Source organism: Mesorhizobium sp. M1006 (assembly GCF_040318825.1).
Classification (GTDB): Bacteria; Pseudomonadota; Alphaproteobacteria; order Rhizobiales; family Rhizobiaceae; genus Mesorhizobium.
The window spans coordinates 58,926-73,210 of record NZ_JAMYMZ010000012.1 but is presented as its reverse complement, the minus strand read 5'-3'; the positions used below and the strand labels follow the sequence as shown (position 1 = coordinate 73,210).

General features: G+C 63.4%; 13 protein-coding genes. 7 read left to right on the top strand and 6 right to left on the bottom strand.

Annotation, left to right across the window (positions count from 1 at the left end):
* The first annotated feature begins 254 nt into the window (after nucleotides 1–254).
* Nucleotides 255–2,687, top strand: coding sequence for a bifunctional diguanylate cyclase/phosphodiesterase (locus tag NKH60_RS14225; protein WP_352849983.1), 2,433 nt, complete (start codon nucleotides 255–257; stop codon nucleotides 2,685–2,687).
* Nucleotides 2,688–2,689: 2 nt separating this feature from the next.
* Here NKH60_RS14225 and tlpA read toward each other — a convergent pair whose 3' ends face one another.
* The gene (gene tlpA, locus NKH60_RS14220) at nucleotides 2,690–3,373 is read right to left on the bottom strand and encodes a thiol:disulfide interchange protein TlpA (protein ID WP_023677933.1); all 684 of its coding nucleotides are present in this window, start codon (nucleotides 3,371–3,373) and stop codon (nucleotides 2,690–2,692) included.
* 35 nt (nucleotides 3,374–3,408) lie between these two features.
* Here tlpA and argH point away from each other — a divergent pair, with 35 nt between their 5' ends.
* The 3 genes from argH (at nucleotide 3,409) to lysA (ending at nucleotide 6,371) form a co-directional block, all read left to right on the top strand.
* Nucleotides 3,409–4,809, top strand: coding sequence for an argininosuccinate lyase (gene argH, locus NKH60_RS14215; protein WP_352540187.1), 1,401 nt, complete (start codon nucleotides 3,409–3,411; stop codon nucleotides 4,807–4,809).
* Between the two features lie 71 nt (nucleotides 4,810–4,880).
* Nucleotides 4,881–5,087 (top strand): hypothetical protein, encoded by a 207-nt coding sequence (locus NKH60_RS14210; RefSeq protein WP_352831665.1) that lies wholly within the window; start codon nucleotides 4,881–4,883, stop codon nucleotides 5,085–5,087.
* A gap of 15 nt (nucleotides 5,088–5,102) precedes the next feature.
* Nucleotides 5,103–6,371, top strand: a complete 1,269-nt coding sequence (lysA, locus tag NKH60_RS14205) for a diaminopimelate decarboxylase (protein WP_352831663.1) — start codon at nucleotides 5,103–5,105, stop codon at nucleotides 6,369–6,371.
* Between the two features lie 10 nt (nucleotides 6,372–6,381).
* Here the strand turns inward: lysA and NKH60_RS14200 are convergent, their stop codons facing one another.
* Nucleotides 6,382–6,684 carry an ArsR/SmtB family transcription factor gene (locus NKH60_RS14200; RefSeq protein ID WP_352471409.1) on the bottom strand — a complete coding sequence of 101 codons (303 nt, stop codon included), beginning with the start codon at nucleotides 6,682–6,684 and terminating at the stop codon, nucleotides 6,382–6,384.
* A 50-nt stretch (nucleotides 6,685–6,734) separates the two neighbouring features.
* Between NKH60_RS14200 and NKH60_RS14195 the strand changes: the two genes are divergently transcribed.
* Nucleotides 6,735–7,676, top strand: coding sequence for a threonine/serine dehydratase (locus NKH60_RS14195; protein WP_352540190.1), 942 nt, complete (start codon nucleotides 6,735–6,737; stop codon nucleotides 7,674–7,676).
* Nucleotides 7,677–7,888: 212 nt separating this feature from the next.
* On the top strand, nucleotides 7,889–10,504 hold the full coding sequence (locus NKH60_RS14190; protein ID WP_352683070.1) for a TIGR02302 family protein: 2,616 nt from the start codon (nucleotides 7,889–7,891) through the stop codon (nucleotides 10,502–10,504).
* Between the two features lie 72 nt (nucleotides 10,505–10,576).
* Here the strand turns inward: NKH60_RS14190 and NKH60_RS14185 are convergent, their stop codons facing one another.
* A complete protein-coding gene (locus NKH60_RS14185) occupies nucleotides 10,577–11,434 on the bottom strand; it encodes a LysR substrate-binding domain-containing protein (RefSeq protein ID WP_352831662.1) in 858 nt (285 codons plus the stop codon).
* Between the two features lie 223 nt (nucleotides 11,435–11,657).
* Between NKH60_RS14185 and NKH60_RS14180 the strand changes: the two genes are divergently transcribed.
* Complete coding sequence (locus NKH60_RS14180; protein ID WP_352471417.1) at nucleotides 11,658–12,608, top strand: DMT family transporter; 951 nt, start codon at nucleotides 11,658–11,660, stop codon at nucleotides 12,606–12,608.
* 18 nt (nucleotides 12,609–12,626) lie between these two features.
* Here the strand turns inward: NKH60_RS14180 and NKH60_RS14175 are convergent, their stop codons facing one another.
* The 3 genes from NKH60_RS14175 to NKH60_RS14165 all read right to left on the bottom strand — a co-directional run bounded on the left by NKH60_RS14175 (nucleotide 12,627) and on the right by NKH60_RS14165 (nucleotide 14,205).
* Nucleotides 12,627–12,998, bottom strand: coding sequence for a response regulator (locus NKH60_RS14175; RefSeq protein ID WP_352540192.1), 372 nt, complete (start codon nucleotides 12,996–12,998; stop codon nucleotides 12,627–12,629).
* A 191-nt stretch (nucleotides 12,999–13,189) separates the two neighbouring features.
* Nucleotides 13,190–13,732, bottom strand: coding sequence for a hypoxanthine phosphoribosyltransferase (hpt, locus tag NKH60_RS14170; RefSeq protein ID WP_352616025.1), 543 nt, complete (start codon nucleotides 13,730–13,732; stop codon nucleotides 13,190–13,192).
* Nucleotides 13,733–13,914: 182 nt separating this feature from the next.
* The gene (locus NKH60_RS14165; protein WP_352683073.1) at nucleotides 13,915–14,205 is read right to left on the bottom strand and encodes a hypothetical protein; all 291 of its coding nucleotides are present in this window, start codon (nucleotides 14,203–14,205) and stop codon (nucleotides 13,915–13,917) included.
* Between the last annotated feature and the right edge of the window lie 80 nt (nucleotides 14,206–14,285).

The window sequence follows — 14,285 nt, the reverse complement described above, 5'->3', positions numbered from 1 at the left end:
AAGCCAATATGTGGCGCTGATGACAATCGGACAACGGTTTTATTGCGGATCAATGAACATCATTCCTTCCTAAAGTGCACTCGCTACTGAAACCGGGCGCCAGAAATCACATCACCGTCTTTTTGGGCGCAGCGGCGTCGGTTTTCCCCCGAAAAGACCCGCCGCATGGCCCACGGGTTAACCATTCGTTAAAATCTCCAAGAGCTAATCAGTCACACCTCCCCTGTTAATTTTGGCAGACCGAGTGAACCAGGATGCTGACGGTCTATAATTGTATTGTAAGTCAGCACGATCCGAGACTGGTTGCGCTTGCCGCACTCATCTGTGGAATTTCTTGCTTCTCGGCGGTTAATCTCCTTAAGCATGTCGGCCGATCGACCGAGCGAAACCGGCTTGTCTGGCTGATGATCGCCGCGGCCTCGACCGGGTTCGGCATATGGGCGACGCATTTCATCGCCATGACCGCGTTTACGCCGGGAATACCGAATGCATACAATCCGGGATTGTCCGCCTTTTCGCTTGCCGCCGCCATTATCATGACCGCGCTTGGGATGTGGGTCGCCACCTTGCGCCGCGGCATCGACCATTTCCTCGTCGGTGGCGCCATTCTGGGCGGCGCCATCGCGACGATGCACTACATCGGCATGGCAGCTTTCGAGGTCGAAGGCCGGGTCGCATGGAACCTGCTCCTTGTCGCGATATCGCTTCTGGCCGGCGTGACCCTCGCGGCACTGGCGCTCCTTGTCGTCTTGCGCCGTCCGTCAGCGCTCGCGACTTTCGGCGGCGCCGCGCTTTTGACGCTGGCGATTTGCAGCTTGCATTTCATCGCGATGGCTGCGGTGTCGATCATTCCGGATTCCTCGATTGAAATATCCGAACATTCCATCGAGCCCATTTCCCAGGCCTTTGCCGCAGCGGTCGCCAGCCTGATAATCCTTGTGCTATCGGGTGCCGCGCTGTGGATCGACCTGCGCTTTCGCCGCCAGAAGCTCGAGGCCGATCGCATGCACGATCTCGCCAATGCGGCGGTGGAAGGTCTGATCGTTTGCGATGGCACCCGCATTGTCAGCGCCAATGACAGTATGGCGAAGCTGACCGGAACAGCGACAGCCACCCTGAACACGATGCAATTCGGCGAGCTTTTCGACGGACAGAGCGCAGCCGATATGTCCGGCTTCGGCGAACAGGCGCAGGAAGCGAAGGTAAGGGGCAGCGACGGGGCGAGAATTCCTGTCGAGCTGATCGCCAGGAAAATCACCTACTGCGGCAGGCCTCATACGGTGCTTGCCGTTCGCGACATCCGTGAGCGCAAGAAGGCAGAACAAGAGATCCTCCGCCTCGCGCATTTCGATCCGCTTACCGGGCTTGCCAATCGGCGGAGCTTTTCTTCCCGGCTGGAAGCAGAATTCGCCTCAATGGATCGTGGCGGCAAGGATGGACATCTGGCGCTCCTGCTGCTTGACCTCGACCGGTTCAAGCAAGTCAACGACCTCTATGGCCACGGGGCCGGCGATGCTATGCTGCAGAAGCTGGCGCACTGCATTTCCGGCATCCCGCGCCACGGACAGATGCTCGCGCGTCTCGGCGGCGATGAATTTGCCATCATAGCTCCGAACCTCCCCGACCCCCTGGCCGCAGGCCGGATAGCCGAGGACTTGCTGGCGGCGATCCGGGAGGAAAACAGGGTTTCGGTCGGCTCCGGCCTCGTCTCGGCCAGCATCGGCATCGCCTTCTTTCCGCTGGATGCCGAAGACCAGGCCGGCCTGATCAGCCATGCCGACACGGCACTCCATCGCGCCAAAACCGAAGGCAGGGACACTTATCGGTTTTTCGAGATAGCCATGGGCACCGCGGCCCGCGACAAGCGCGTGATGGAGCATGAATTGCGCCAGGCGATCGCCCGCAAGGAGTTCCACCTCGTCTATCAGCCGCAGAAGGAGATCCGCGGCGGCAGGATGATCGGCTTCGAAGCCCTGGTCCGTTGGCAGCACCCTGAGCGGGGTGACATTTCTCCGGCCGTTTTCATCCCCGTGGCCGAGGACAGTGGCGCTATCGCGCAGATCGGCGACTGGGTGCTGACGACGGCTTGTAACGATGCTGTTCGCTGGACAAACCCGCTGATGGTCGCCGTCAACGTCTCCGCCGTGCAACTTCACAATCCGAATTTCAGCCGCAAGGTGCACGACGCATTGACGAGATCCGGCCTGGCCCCCGGCAGGCTCGAACTGGAGATCACCGAAACGGCCCTGGTGAAGGACATGCCGCGCGCGCTGGCAACCTTGAGGCAGGTCAAGGCGCTTGGCGTGCATGTGGCGATGGACGATTTTGGCACCGGCTATTCTTCGCTGTCCAACCTCAGCGCCTTTCCCTTCGACAAGATCAAGATCGACGGGTCGTTCATCAAATCGGTCGACAAGAACGCCCAGTTCGCGGCGATCGTTCGCGCCGTGCTGGGGCTTGGACGCGGTCTCGGCCTACCGGTTCTGGCAGAAGGCATCGAGACGCCGGGTGAATTGCAGTTCCTAGACGCCGAGGCTTGCGAGATCGGGCAAGGCTACTACCTCGGCAAACCGGCTCCGATCGAGACATTCGGGGAACTGACGGGCGTGGCCGCTCCGGCAATCCGCACCGCCAGCCGACGCGGCGCAAGCATTGCCGTGCTCAAGCCGCGCCTGCGCACGGTCTGAGCCTATCCCGGCTGAAGCGCCGCCTCGACCAGACGCTTGGCATCCGGCCCCGACCATTCGGCCGGGCCATTCATATGGGCGATCAGGCAGCCTTGCCCATCGATCAGCATGGTGACCGGCAGACCGAGCGCCAGGCCGCGCGTCTTGACGTCGTTGAACAGCGCCATCGTGGCATCGCGATAGTAGCCGAGCGACTTGACGCCGGTGTCCTCCAGGAACTTCTTCGGTTTGGCATCGTCGCCGGCATCGACGTTGACGGCAACAACCTGAAACGCATCGCTGCCCATCTCCTTCTGCAGCGCATCGAGCGCGGGCATTTCGGCGCGGCAAGGTGCGCACCATGTCGCCCACAGATTGAGCAGCACCGTCTTGCCGGCATGATCGGCGATCGTCGTCGGCTTGCCGTCGGGGCCGTTGAAGGCAAGGCTTTTCAGCGATTGCGGCGGATCCGCCGGCAAAAGCGCGGCAACCTGGCCGGTGGCAGCGGCGGCGATCTTCTTGGCACGGTCGGTCTTGGCGGCGCAGGCGACGTCGTCCTTGCCGCCGCCGGCGGCCACTTGCGCGGGCGCCTTGTTGCCAGAACTGCTTTCCCTGACATATACCGCGACCGCGCCGGCCAGCACGCCCGCAACCAAAGCGGCGAGGATGAGACGCAAAGCCGGGAAAAATCTATTGCCGTCTGCCATTTTTCAAAAACTGCTCCGGAGCACGGGTTATAGCGATGAACGACAAGAAGGCCAGCAACCAGATGTGGGGCGGACGTTTTGCCTCGGGTCCGGCCGCAATCATGGAAGCGATCAACGCATCGATCTCGTTCGACCGCAAACTCTATGCGCAAGATATTCGCGGCTCGATCGCCCATAGCCAGATGCTGGCGCAAACGGGCATTATTTCGGCGGCCGACCAAAAAAAAATCGCTCACGGGCTGAACACGATCCTGGCAGAGATCGAGGCTGGTACATTTGAGTTTTCGACCAGGCTGGAAGACATCCACATGAATGTCGAGGCCCGTCTGGCCGAGCTGATCGGCCCCGCCGCTGGCCGCCTGCATACCGCCCGCTCGCGCAACGACCAGGTGGCGGTCGACCTCAGGCTGTGGGTCAAGGACGAGTGCTTTCGCGTCACCGAGGCGCTGAAGGGCCTGATCACGGCGTTCCTGGATCGGGCCGAGGAGCATGCGGCAACGGTGATGCCGGGCTTCACCCACATGCAGGCGGCGCAGCCGGTGACCTTCGGCCACCACTGCATGGCTTATGTCGAGATGTTTGCACGCGACCTGTCGCGCGTCCGCGATGCGATTGAGCGGATGGATGAAAGCCCGCTCGGCGCCGCCGCCCTCGCCGGCACCAGCTTTCCCATCGACCGGCACCAGACGGCGAAGGCGCTTGGCTTCCGCGAGCCGATGCGCAATTCGCTCGACAGTGTTTCGGACCGCGATTTCGCGCTCGAGTTCCTGGGCTTGGCGGCGATCTGCGCGACGCATCTGTCGCGGCTGGCCGAAGAGATCATCATCTGGTCGACGCCGCAATTCGGCTTCGTCAGGCTATCGGATAGTTTCTCGACGGGTTCGTCGATCATGCCGCAGAAGAAGAACCCGGACGCTGCCGAACTGGTGCGCGGCAAGACCGGCCGCGTCACCGGCCATCTCGTCGGCCTGCTGACGGTGATGAAGGGCATGCCGCTGACCTATGGCAAGGACATGCAGGAAGACAAGGAATCCGTCTTCGACGCGGCCGAGACGCTCGACCTGATGCTGGCGGCGATGACCGGCATGGTGCGCGATATGACGGTGAACACTGCCGCGATGAAGAATGCGGCCGGCGCCGGCTATTCGACTGCGACCGACCTCGCCGACTGGCTGGTGCGCACGCTCGGCCTGCCGTTCCGCGAGGCGCACCATATCACTGGTCGGGCGGTGGCGCTGGCCGAGGAGAAGAAGGTCGGGCTCGACAGGCTTTCGCTGGAGGATCTGCAGTCCATTCACCCCGGTATCGGCGCCGACGTGTTTTCGGTTCTTGCCGTGCAGAATTCTGTAAAGAGCCGCACGAGCTTCGGCGGCACCGCGCCGTCCGAGGTGCGCAAGCAGATCCGCTACTGGAAAAAGCGGCTCGCCAAGGCGTAAGACGCGGGGTGCAATGGCCGCAAAACTCGGCTAGAAGCGGCTGCGGGCAACAGTTTCGGACGGATGGCACGATGACCGGAAGCAGGATTTTGGTGACGCTGACGCTGCTGGCGGCAATGGCCACCGTTGCGGCCTGCGGCAGGAAGGCTGCGCTCGACACGCCGTACGCGGCAGCCGTGCAGGCCCGCAAGGACGCCGAGAAGGTCAAGCAACCCTTGCCGCCGGAGCCGGAAAAACCTGTCGAGGACAAGAAATTCATCCTCGACCCGCTGCTCTGATTTCGGACCAATCTCGTGAACCATTTCGACTACCGCGACGGCGCGCTGCATGCCGAGGACGTGGCGATATCAGACATCGCCGCCAGCGTCGGCACGCCGTTCTACTGTTATTCGACGGCGACGCTGACCAGGCATTTTCGCGTCTTCACCGAGGCCTTTGCCGGGCTCGATGCTCTCGTCTGCTATGCCATGAAGGCGAATTCCAACCAGGCCGTGCTTAGGGTGCTGGCAAGGCTCGGCGCCGGCGCCGACGTGGTCTCGGAGGGCGAATTGCGCCGCGCTTTGGCGGCCGGCATCCCGGCAAGCAAGATCCTGTTTTCGGGCGTCGGCAAGACCGCGCACGAAATGGATTCTGCGCTCTCGGCCGGCATTCTCTGTTTCAACGTCGAATCCGAACCGGAGCTGGAGCTGCTGTCGGCCCGCGCCACCGCGCTGGGCAAGATCGCGCCGATCTCGCTGCGCATCAACCCGGATGTCGACGCCAGGACGCACAAGAAGATTTCGACTGGGAAGGCCGAGAACAAGTTCGGCATTCCGTGGCAGCATGCGCGGAAGGTCTATGCGCGCGCGGCTGAGCTGACGGGCATCAAGGTCACCGGCATAGACACCCATATCGGCAGCCAGATCACCGAATTGCAGCCCTTCGACGACGCCTTTGCGCTGCTGGTGGAGCTGGTCGGCGCCTTGCGCTCCGACGGTCATGCCATCGAGCACATCGATGTCGGCGGCGGCCTTGGCATTCCCTACCGCGTCGACAACAACCCGCCGCCTTTGCCCGATGCCTATGCCCGGATCGTCAGGAAACATGTTGCCAAACTTGGGCTGAAGGTAATGTTCGAGCCAGGCCGGCTGATCGTCGGGAATGCCGGCATCCTGGTGTCGGAAGTAATCTTCGTGAAGGAGGGCGACGCCAAGAACTTCCTCGTCGTCGACGCCGCGATGAACGACCTGATCCGGCCGACGCTTTACGACGCTTTTCACGACATCAAGCCGGTGGCGCAGCAGCCGGCCGCTGCACCACGCATGAAGGTCGACGTCGTCGGCCCGGTTTGCGAGACCGGCGACTATCTCGGGCTCGACCGTGACCTGCCCCGGCTGAAATCCGGCGACCTGATCGCTGTCTCCACCGCCGGCGCCTATGGCGCCGTTCAGGCCGGCACCTACAATACCAGGCTGCTGGTACCGGAAGTGCTGGTCGACGGCGACCGCTTCCACGTTGTGCGTCCGCGCCAGACCTATGACGAGCTGATCGGACTGGACTCGGTGCCGGACTGGTTGGAGTAGAACTCTGCAGCTACAGCCGGTGCTGAATGAGCGCCCTGATTTCGGCGATTCTGTCCTCATTCCGGCGATAGAATATCCACTGCTTGATGCGCTTGCTGCGCAAAAGCCCTGCCTGGGTGAGCACGCGCATATGCTCGCTGAGCGTAGCCTGGGTGATCCCCAGCCTCTCCGCCATCAGCAGCGCGCAGACGCCGTCCTCGACCAGATCGCCGTCCGTCTGCGGCGGAAAATGCGCCCGCGGGTCCTTGAGCCAATCGAGGATCTGGAGCCTGCGCTCGTTGGCAATCGCTTTGAAAACGTCGACCTCTTGCATTTAGGCACTTTGCCAAGTTACTAAGTAATGTCAACTCTGGGAGTGAAAGCATGCTGCACGGCCACACGATCACACGCGAGCGCATTGCGGCGATAGAACCCCGCATCCGGCCCTTCGTGCGCCACACGCCGGTGCTGCGCGTCGACATGGCCGATTTCGGCCGCCCGCCCCTGCCTGTCGACCTGAAGCTTGAGTGCTTGCAGCATTCCGGCTCGTTCAAGGCACGTGGTGCGTTCACCAATCTCCTCGAACGGCCGGTTCCTGCGGCCGGCGTCGTCGCCGCGTCGGGCGGCAACCACGGTGCCGCCGTCGCCTATGCCGCCATGCGGCTCGGCCACAAGGCGACCATCTTTGTTCCGGAAGTGAGCCCGCAGGCCAAGCTGGACCGCATCCGCGGCTACGGCGCCGAGTTGATCGTCGGCGGCGCCCGTTATGCCGAGGCGCTGGCCGCCAGCGAGAGCTTCGCCGAAAGATCCGGCGCGCTGCAGATCCACGCCTTCAACCAGGAGGAGACGCTGGTCGGGCAAGGCACGCTCGGCCTCGAGATCGAGGCCGACCTGCCGAAGCTCGACACCCTGCTGGTCGCCGTCGGCGGCGGCGGGCTGGTCGGCGGCATCGCTGCCTGGTTTTCCGGCCGCATCAGGATAATCGCGGTCGAGCCGGAGGGTGCGCCGACGCTTCATCGCGCCTTCGAGGCGGGCCGACCCGTCGACGCGCCGGCTGAGGGCATCGCCGCCGATTCGCTCGCGCCAAAGCGTGTCGGCGAAATGATGTTTCCTATCGCCGAGGCATTCGTCGAGCGCTCGATCCTGGTCGGCGACGACGACATTATCGCCGCCCAGGCGGCGCTGTGGGACCGCGTGCGAATCATCTCCGAGCCGGGCGGTGCGGCCGCCTTCGCGGCGCTCCTGTCCGGCCGCTACGCACCGGCTGCAGGCGAGCGCGTTGCCGTACTGGTCTGCGGCGCAAACGCCAATCCGGCGAAATTCTGACAATATCCGGGGCATTATTGTTCACGTTTTGGGGAACCGCCTCGCCTTCGCCGTGTTTGTTGGTATCCTTAGGGCGATGTGCATCCGCTTGGACGCACGGAGTACGCGCTAAGATTTTAGGTCTTCGCATCGTGCTTCCCGAAAATCGACTTTTCGGGCCCATGCGATAGATTCGTGAGGCCTGGGCTATCCCGCCCGGCCAGGAAGGGCCGATGACACAACGACCCATTTTCACCAGCGATCGCAGTCTGGCCAGGCGCCTTGCCTTGAGCCGGCTGGGGACGCAGGTCTCGATAATCGTCGAACGCGGCTGGCCATTGCTGCTGCCACTGATCATCGTCGCCAGCCTGTTCCTCAGCATTTCGTGGCTCGGCCTGTTCCCATTTTTGCCCGATCTGGCGCGGATCGGTCTTATCACGGCATTCGGCGTCGCAGCGCTTGCCGCACTCTATCCACTGCGTTTCTTCCGCACGCCATCCAGTGCCGAGGTCGACCGCCGCATCGAGGCGGCCAACCGATTGCTGCACAGCCCGGTGCAGGTCCAGACCGATCGCCCGAGCGGCAAGGAAAGCATTTTTTCGCAAGCCCTGTGGCGCGAGCATCAGCGGCGCATGGCGGACCGGCTGGGCGAGCTTGGCGGCGACGTGCCGCGCACACGCGTGCCGGAACGCGACCCGTGGGCGCTGCGCGCCGTTGCCGCGCTTTTGTTGGTCACTGCCTTTGCCTTCTCCTTTGGGCCATCGGGCGGCAGGCTGAGCGACGGTTTTGTTGCCCGTGCCGCCCGCGACGTCGTGCCGCCGCGCATTGATGCCTGGGTGACGCCGCCGGCCTATACCGGCAGGCCGCCGGTATTCCTGAACGCCCCGGTCCTGGCCAACAACGCCACTCAAGCGCCGCCGACCTTCACGGTTCCGGAGGGCAGCGATGTGTCGCTGCGCGTCACCGGCGGTTCGGGCGAGGAAACGCTGAGCTACGCCGACACCGGCGGCAACACCCGCGCCATCGATCCGACCGGGCCGCAAGCCGCCAAGACTGAGGCAAGTCCGGCACCGCCTTCCACCGTGCGCCAGTTCAGCGGCAAGTTAACGGCCGACGGCACGCTGACGCTGCAGTCCAGCGACGGCGAGCTCGGCCGCTGGGCCTTCGCCATAATTCCCGACAAGCCGCCGCAGATCCGCTTTGTCGGCGAGCCGAAGCGCGCCGTCAACGGCGCCTTCGAACTCAACTACCAGATCGACGACGACTATGGCGCGGCCTCCGCCAAGGCGGTTTTCGCATTGGCCGATCCGCAAGTGCCCAACGCGCATCCGCTCTATGGCCCGCCGGAAATGCCGCTGACGTTGCCGCGCCGCGGCGGCAAGGCCAATGCCGCTAAGACGACGAAGGATCTGACCGACCATGTCTGGGCCGGTGGCAACGTCAAGCTGTCGCTTGTCGTCACCGACGGTGCCGGACACACGGCGACCAGCGAAACCAAGACGCTGGTGATGCCGGAGCGGCCATTCTCCAACCCGTTGGCGCGGGCTGTGGTCGAGCAGCGCCGCATGCTGGCGCTCGACGCCTATGCCAAGGACCGCGTGCTCGACCTGATGGATGCGATCACGCTCAGGCCCGAAGACACGTTCGACAACATGACGCACTATCTCGCCATCATGAGCGCCCGCACCCGGCTGAAGATGGCCGACAGCGACGACCAGTTGCGCGACGAGGTCGCTTACCTCTGGGAGATCGCGCTCGGTATCGAGGAAGGCAATCTTTCGGCGGCCGAGAAGCGGCTGCGTCAGGCGCAGCAGGCGCTGCAGGACGCGATCAAGAACGGCGCCAGCGACCAAGAGATCGAGAAGGCGATGAAGGAACTGCGCGAGGCGATGAATCAGTTCCTGCAGGAATTCGCGGCGCGGGCGCAGCAGAATCCGAATGCGCCACAGATGCAGCAGAACGGCCAGGAACTGCGCCAGAGCGACATCGACCGCATGATGGACCAGATCGAGAACCTGGCGAAATCCGGCAATCGCGACCAGGCGCAGCAATTGCTGTCGGAGCTGCAGGACATGATGAACAATCTGCAGGCAGGCCGCCAGCAACAGGGCGGTCAGCAGGACAGCGAGATGCGCCAGCAGATGGACAAGCTGGGCGAAATCATGCGGCGCCAGCAGGAGATGATGAACGACACTTTCCGCATGGACCAGATGCAGCGCGGCCAGCAACAGCGCGGGCAGAACCGCGACGAGCAGCTCGGCGAGAACAGTGAGCCAGGCCCGATGGGCGAAGAGGGCAAGCCCGGCCCAGGTGACGACCGCGATCCGCTCGGCCGGCCGAACCCGATGACGCCGCAGGAATTTGCTGACGCGCTGAAGCAATTGCAGGAAGGCCAGGGCAAGCTGCAGAGCGAGCTCGATCAATTGAGGAAGAGCCTCGAAGGCATGGGCCTCGACCCCAATGAGGGGTTTGGCGAGGCCGGCAAATCCATGGGCAATGCCGAACAGGCGCTCGGCGAGGGCGAAGGCGACCAGGCCGTCGGTCACCAGGGCCGCGCATTGGAAGCCTTGCGCAGGGGCGCCAAGGACATGATGAAGCAACTGCAGGCGATGCAAGGCGACCAAGGCGGCAACGGCCAGGGCGGACGCCAGCAGAATGCCGACCGTGACCCGCTCGGGCGGCCCCGCACCAGCGAGGGTCCCGATGACGGAAGTTCGGTGAGAGTGCCTGACGAGATCGATGTGCAGCGTGCCCGCCAGATCCTCGAAGCGATCCGCAAGCGGCTCGGCAACGCACTCAGCCCCGATATCGAGCGCAGCTATCTGGAGCGGTTGCTGGAGCTGAAGTAAGGCTGCCCCCAATATTCGGAAGATCGCCGTGCGGTCCGTGGAGGCCGCCACCGCCGGACTGAGCGGCACGTTTTAACGGTTGGTGAACGCCTCGCGGATCGCCTCTTCCATGCCGTCGATGGCCTCGCCGGAAGCGTTCGGATTGCGCCGCAGCACCACGTTCGAGGAATCGATGTCGCCGAACCCGTCGGCGGCCGTAAGCTCGCGGCAGCCGGCCGGGATGTTGCTGCGCGAGATCGGCGCAATCGCCAACCCGGAGGTGACGGCGAGCCGCAGGCCGCCATTGGTATCGCTGGTATAGGCGACACGATAGGCGAGACCGCGCTGTTCCAGCGACTTTATGGCGAAATCCTTGCACCAACCGGCACGGTTGTAGAGCGCGATCGGCACCGGCCGCTCCTCATGCATGTGATGCAGCTCCGACGTCACCCATACGGTCGGGTCATGCATCAGCACCTCACCGCCTGACAGATCCTGCCATTCGAACACCACCGCCAGATCGAGCTCGCCGGCGGCGAGCGCCGCGATCTGCGCACCGGAATGCGCGTAGCGGACGGTGATGTCGACCTGAGGATGGCGCTTGGCAAAGGCGCCGAGTGCCCGCGACAAGATCGCGTGGCCATATTCCTCCGGGATTCCGATGCGCACCGGCCCGCCAAGCGGCGCCGCGACCATCGATGCCGCCGTCTCGTCGAGCAGTGAAACGATGCGCCTGGCGTTGGCGATGAGTTCGCCGCCGCGCTGCGTCAACACTACACCGCGCGATCCGCGCTCGAACAGGCTGTCGCCGATCATGCCTTCGAGCCTCTTCATCTGCATCGAGACCGCCGACTGGGTGCGGCCGGCCCGCTCCGCCGCTTTGGTGAAATTGCCGGTGTCGGCGACCGCCACGAAGGTGCGCAACAGGTCGCTGTCGAGATTGGGTCGCATGTGCCCGTCATAAGAAAATCTGATTGCTGGCATCATTCCAATTCGTTTGCAACATGTCAAACGGCGGACGATAGTCGCCTTACCCATTGGATATGCGGCCGCGAAATCGGCTGCGGACCAATCAAAAGTCCTCACTCGTACCCGCTGCCCGAAACGGTGGCGGGTTCTTTTTACCTGGATGCAGGCCTGCTTTCGGCCGCGCACGCGGGAGACAGGAGCGCCTATGCAGAATCGGCTTGTGCTCGGCATCCTCAGCCTCTGTCTCGGCGTGCTGGTCTTTTCGCTGCAGGACCCGCTGGTCAAGGCGGTGTCGAGCCACTATCCGGTCACCGAGGTGATGGCGATCCGCTCGATCGTCGCCCTGCCGATCCTGGTTTTCCTCGTCCACGCCGATGTCGGATTGCAGGCGATCCTGTCGAAGCGGTTCGGCATGCTGACGATGCGCGCCTTCATCCAGTTCACCTCCTACACGGCCTACTATCTGGCAATCGCCGCCCTGCCGCTGGCTGACGCGGTGGCGCTCTATTTCATGGCGCCGCTGTTCATCATGGCGCTGGCCGGCCCCTATCTCGGCGAACGCGTGTCCTGGCAGGCGCTCGCCACCGTCCTGGTCGGCATGCTCGGCGTGCTGGTGATGGTGCGCCCGGGCGCCGGCTTGTTCGACTGGGCAGCGCTGCTGTCGCTAGGTTCGGCTCTGCTCTACGGTTTCTCGCAGCTGATGGCACGCAAGATCGGCGACACCGAATCCTCGACTGTCATGGCGTTCTATCAGAACGGCGCCTATCTGGTCGGCGCCGCCTTGGTGGCGGCATTGTTTTGGCTGGCAGGCATTGACCACGCCGTGCATCCGAGCCTCGAATTCCTCGTCCGGCCATGGGTCTGGCCGGCGACGCCGGACCTCCTCAAGATGGGGGCATGCGGCTTCGTTGCCTCGGCCGGCATGATCCTGTTGTCGCAGGCCTACCGGCTGGCGCCCGCCAACAGCGTCGCCACCTTCGAATACACCGGTATCATCTGGTCGCCGCTATGGGGTTTTCTGTTCTTTGCCGAGGTGCCGCGACCAGCGACGGCGGCCGGCGCAGCCCTCATCATCGGCGCCGGGCTTTTTGCGCTCAATGCCGGCCGGCACCGGAGCGGCGTGCCAGCCAATACGGCGACCTGCGACCCTGCCTGAAGGCGGTCGGCCTTGGACTTAGGCGAAGCAGGCGAGCGCCTGTTCGACGCGGGCGCGGATTTCAGCCAGCGTGAACGGCTTTTGCACGACGTCGAGAATAATGCCGTCCAATTCGTCGGCGCGCTCGCGCTGGTCGGCATAGCCGGTCATCAGCATGATCTTCATCGCCGGGAACAGCGCCGCTGCCGCCTTGGCCATCTCGATGCCGTCCATCTCCGGCATGCGGATGTCGGACAGCACAAGGTCATAGCTCCCTTGCGCCGCCCGGATCAGAGAAAGGCCGTGTGCGCCGTCCGCGGCGACAGTGACATTATGCCCGGCGCGCTCGAGCGCGCGAGCGGCGAGAGTGCGGACGGATTCATCGTCCTCGACGATCAGGAGATTTGCCATGGGCAGGATATTTGGCGAGGAAAAGTTGATGTTTCCTGAAAGCCAGGAAGGCCATGAGGCCTTTTCAAAATTCGCTCCGCCGAGTCATATGACGTGGTTTTCGAGACCCGGAGCGGACGTTCGAGTCCGTGAGCACCGGAAGCGCAGAAAACCGCGTCAGATGACCGCCGGAGTAGAATTTTCAAAAGGCCTCAGGCGTCGCCCTTGACGATGCCGACGAACGGCAATTCGCGAAACGCGTGGGCGACGTCCATGCCATAACCGACGACGAAATAATCGGGGCAGTCAAAGCCGACATAGTCGGCGTTGAGCGTGGTCTGGCGGCGCATGCGCTTGTCGAGCAGCACGGCGATGGCACAGCTCCTTGCGCCGCGCGACAGCATGAGGTCGCGGGTGAAACTCAGCGTCTTGCCGGATTCCAGAATGTCATCGATCAAAAGCACATCGCGACCGGCGACCTCGTTGTCGATGTCGCGCAGCACCCTCACCTCACCGCTGGTCGTGCCGGCGCCATAGCTGGAGATGAAGATGAACTCGACCTCCGGCGACAGGCCGACATCGTGCATGGCACGGATAAGATCGGCGGCGAAGATGAACGATCCCTTCAGCACCGAGATTACCAGAAGGTCGTGGTAGTCGTGCCCGGCGATCTCCTTGGCAAGTTCCAGGTTCCGCCGCGCGATGGCGGACGCCGAAAACAGGACTTCGATTTCCTTGCCGCGCACAACTGGCATTGGCTGCCCTTCCAGAATGATCGCCTTTGTAGGCGAAGCCGACCGAAACGGTCTTCAACCCGTTTCTAGGCATGTCGTGCCGTCTGGCAAGGCCAAATCTTTCGCAGGGCACCCGCGAACGGTCGGATGTCCCACCGTCGCGAATCGTTTATCTGGTGACCTGTTGATTTTCTGGCGCCGCTCTAACGAACCAGCGCATGGCCGCCCGAAATCCAGAAGGCGGCAAAGACGGCACCGACGCCGACAATCCAGAAGATCGGCCCACCATGCACCCACAACGGCCGTTCGACGGCGGTTTCGGGCTTGCGCAACATGTCCATGCCTTCGATCGAAGGCATGGAAATCATGCGCGCAGGCGGCGGCGCAAAGTCTTGACGTGTAAAATGGCGGGGCAGCACCTCATAGTCGGCATCGATGACCTCGGCGGTCACGTCGCGCATGATGCGTTCCGGCTCGGCGGCCGGATCGGTCATGATTTCGCCGGAAACCGGGCGCGCGGTTCGATCCTCAGCCATCATGGCCCAACACTACCGCACCTGTTCGCTGTTCGTTT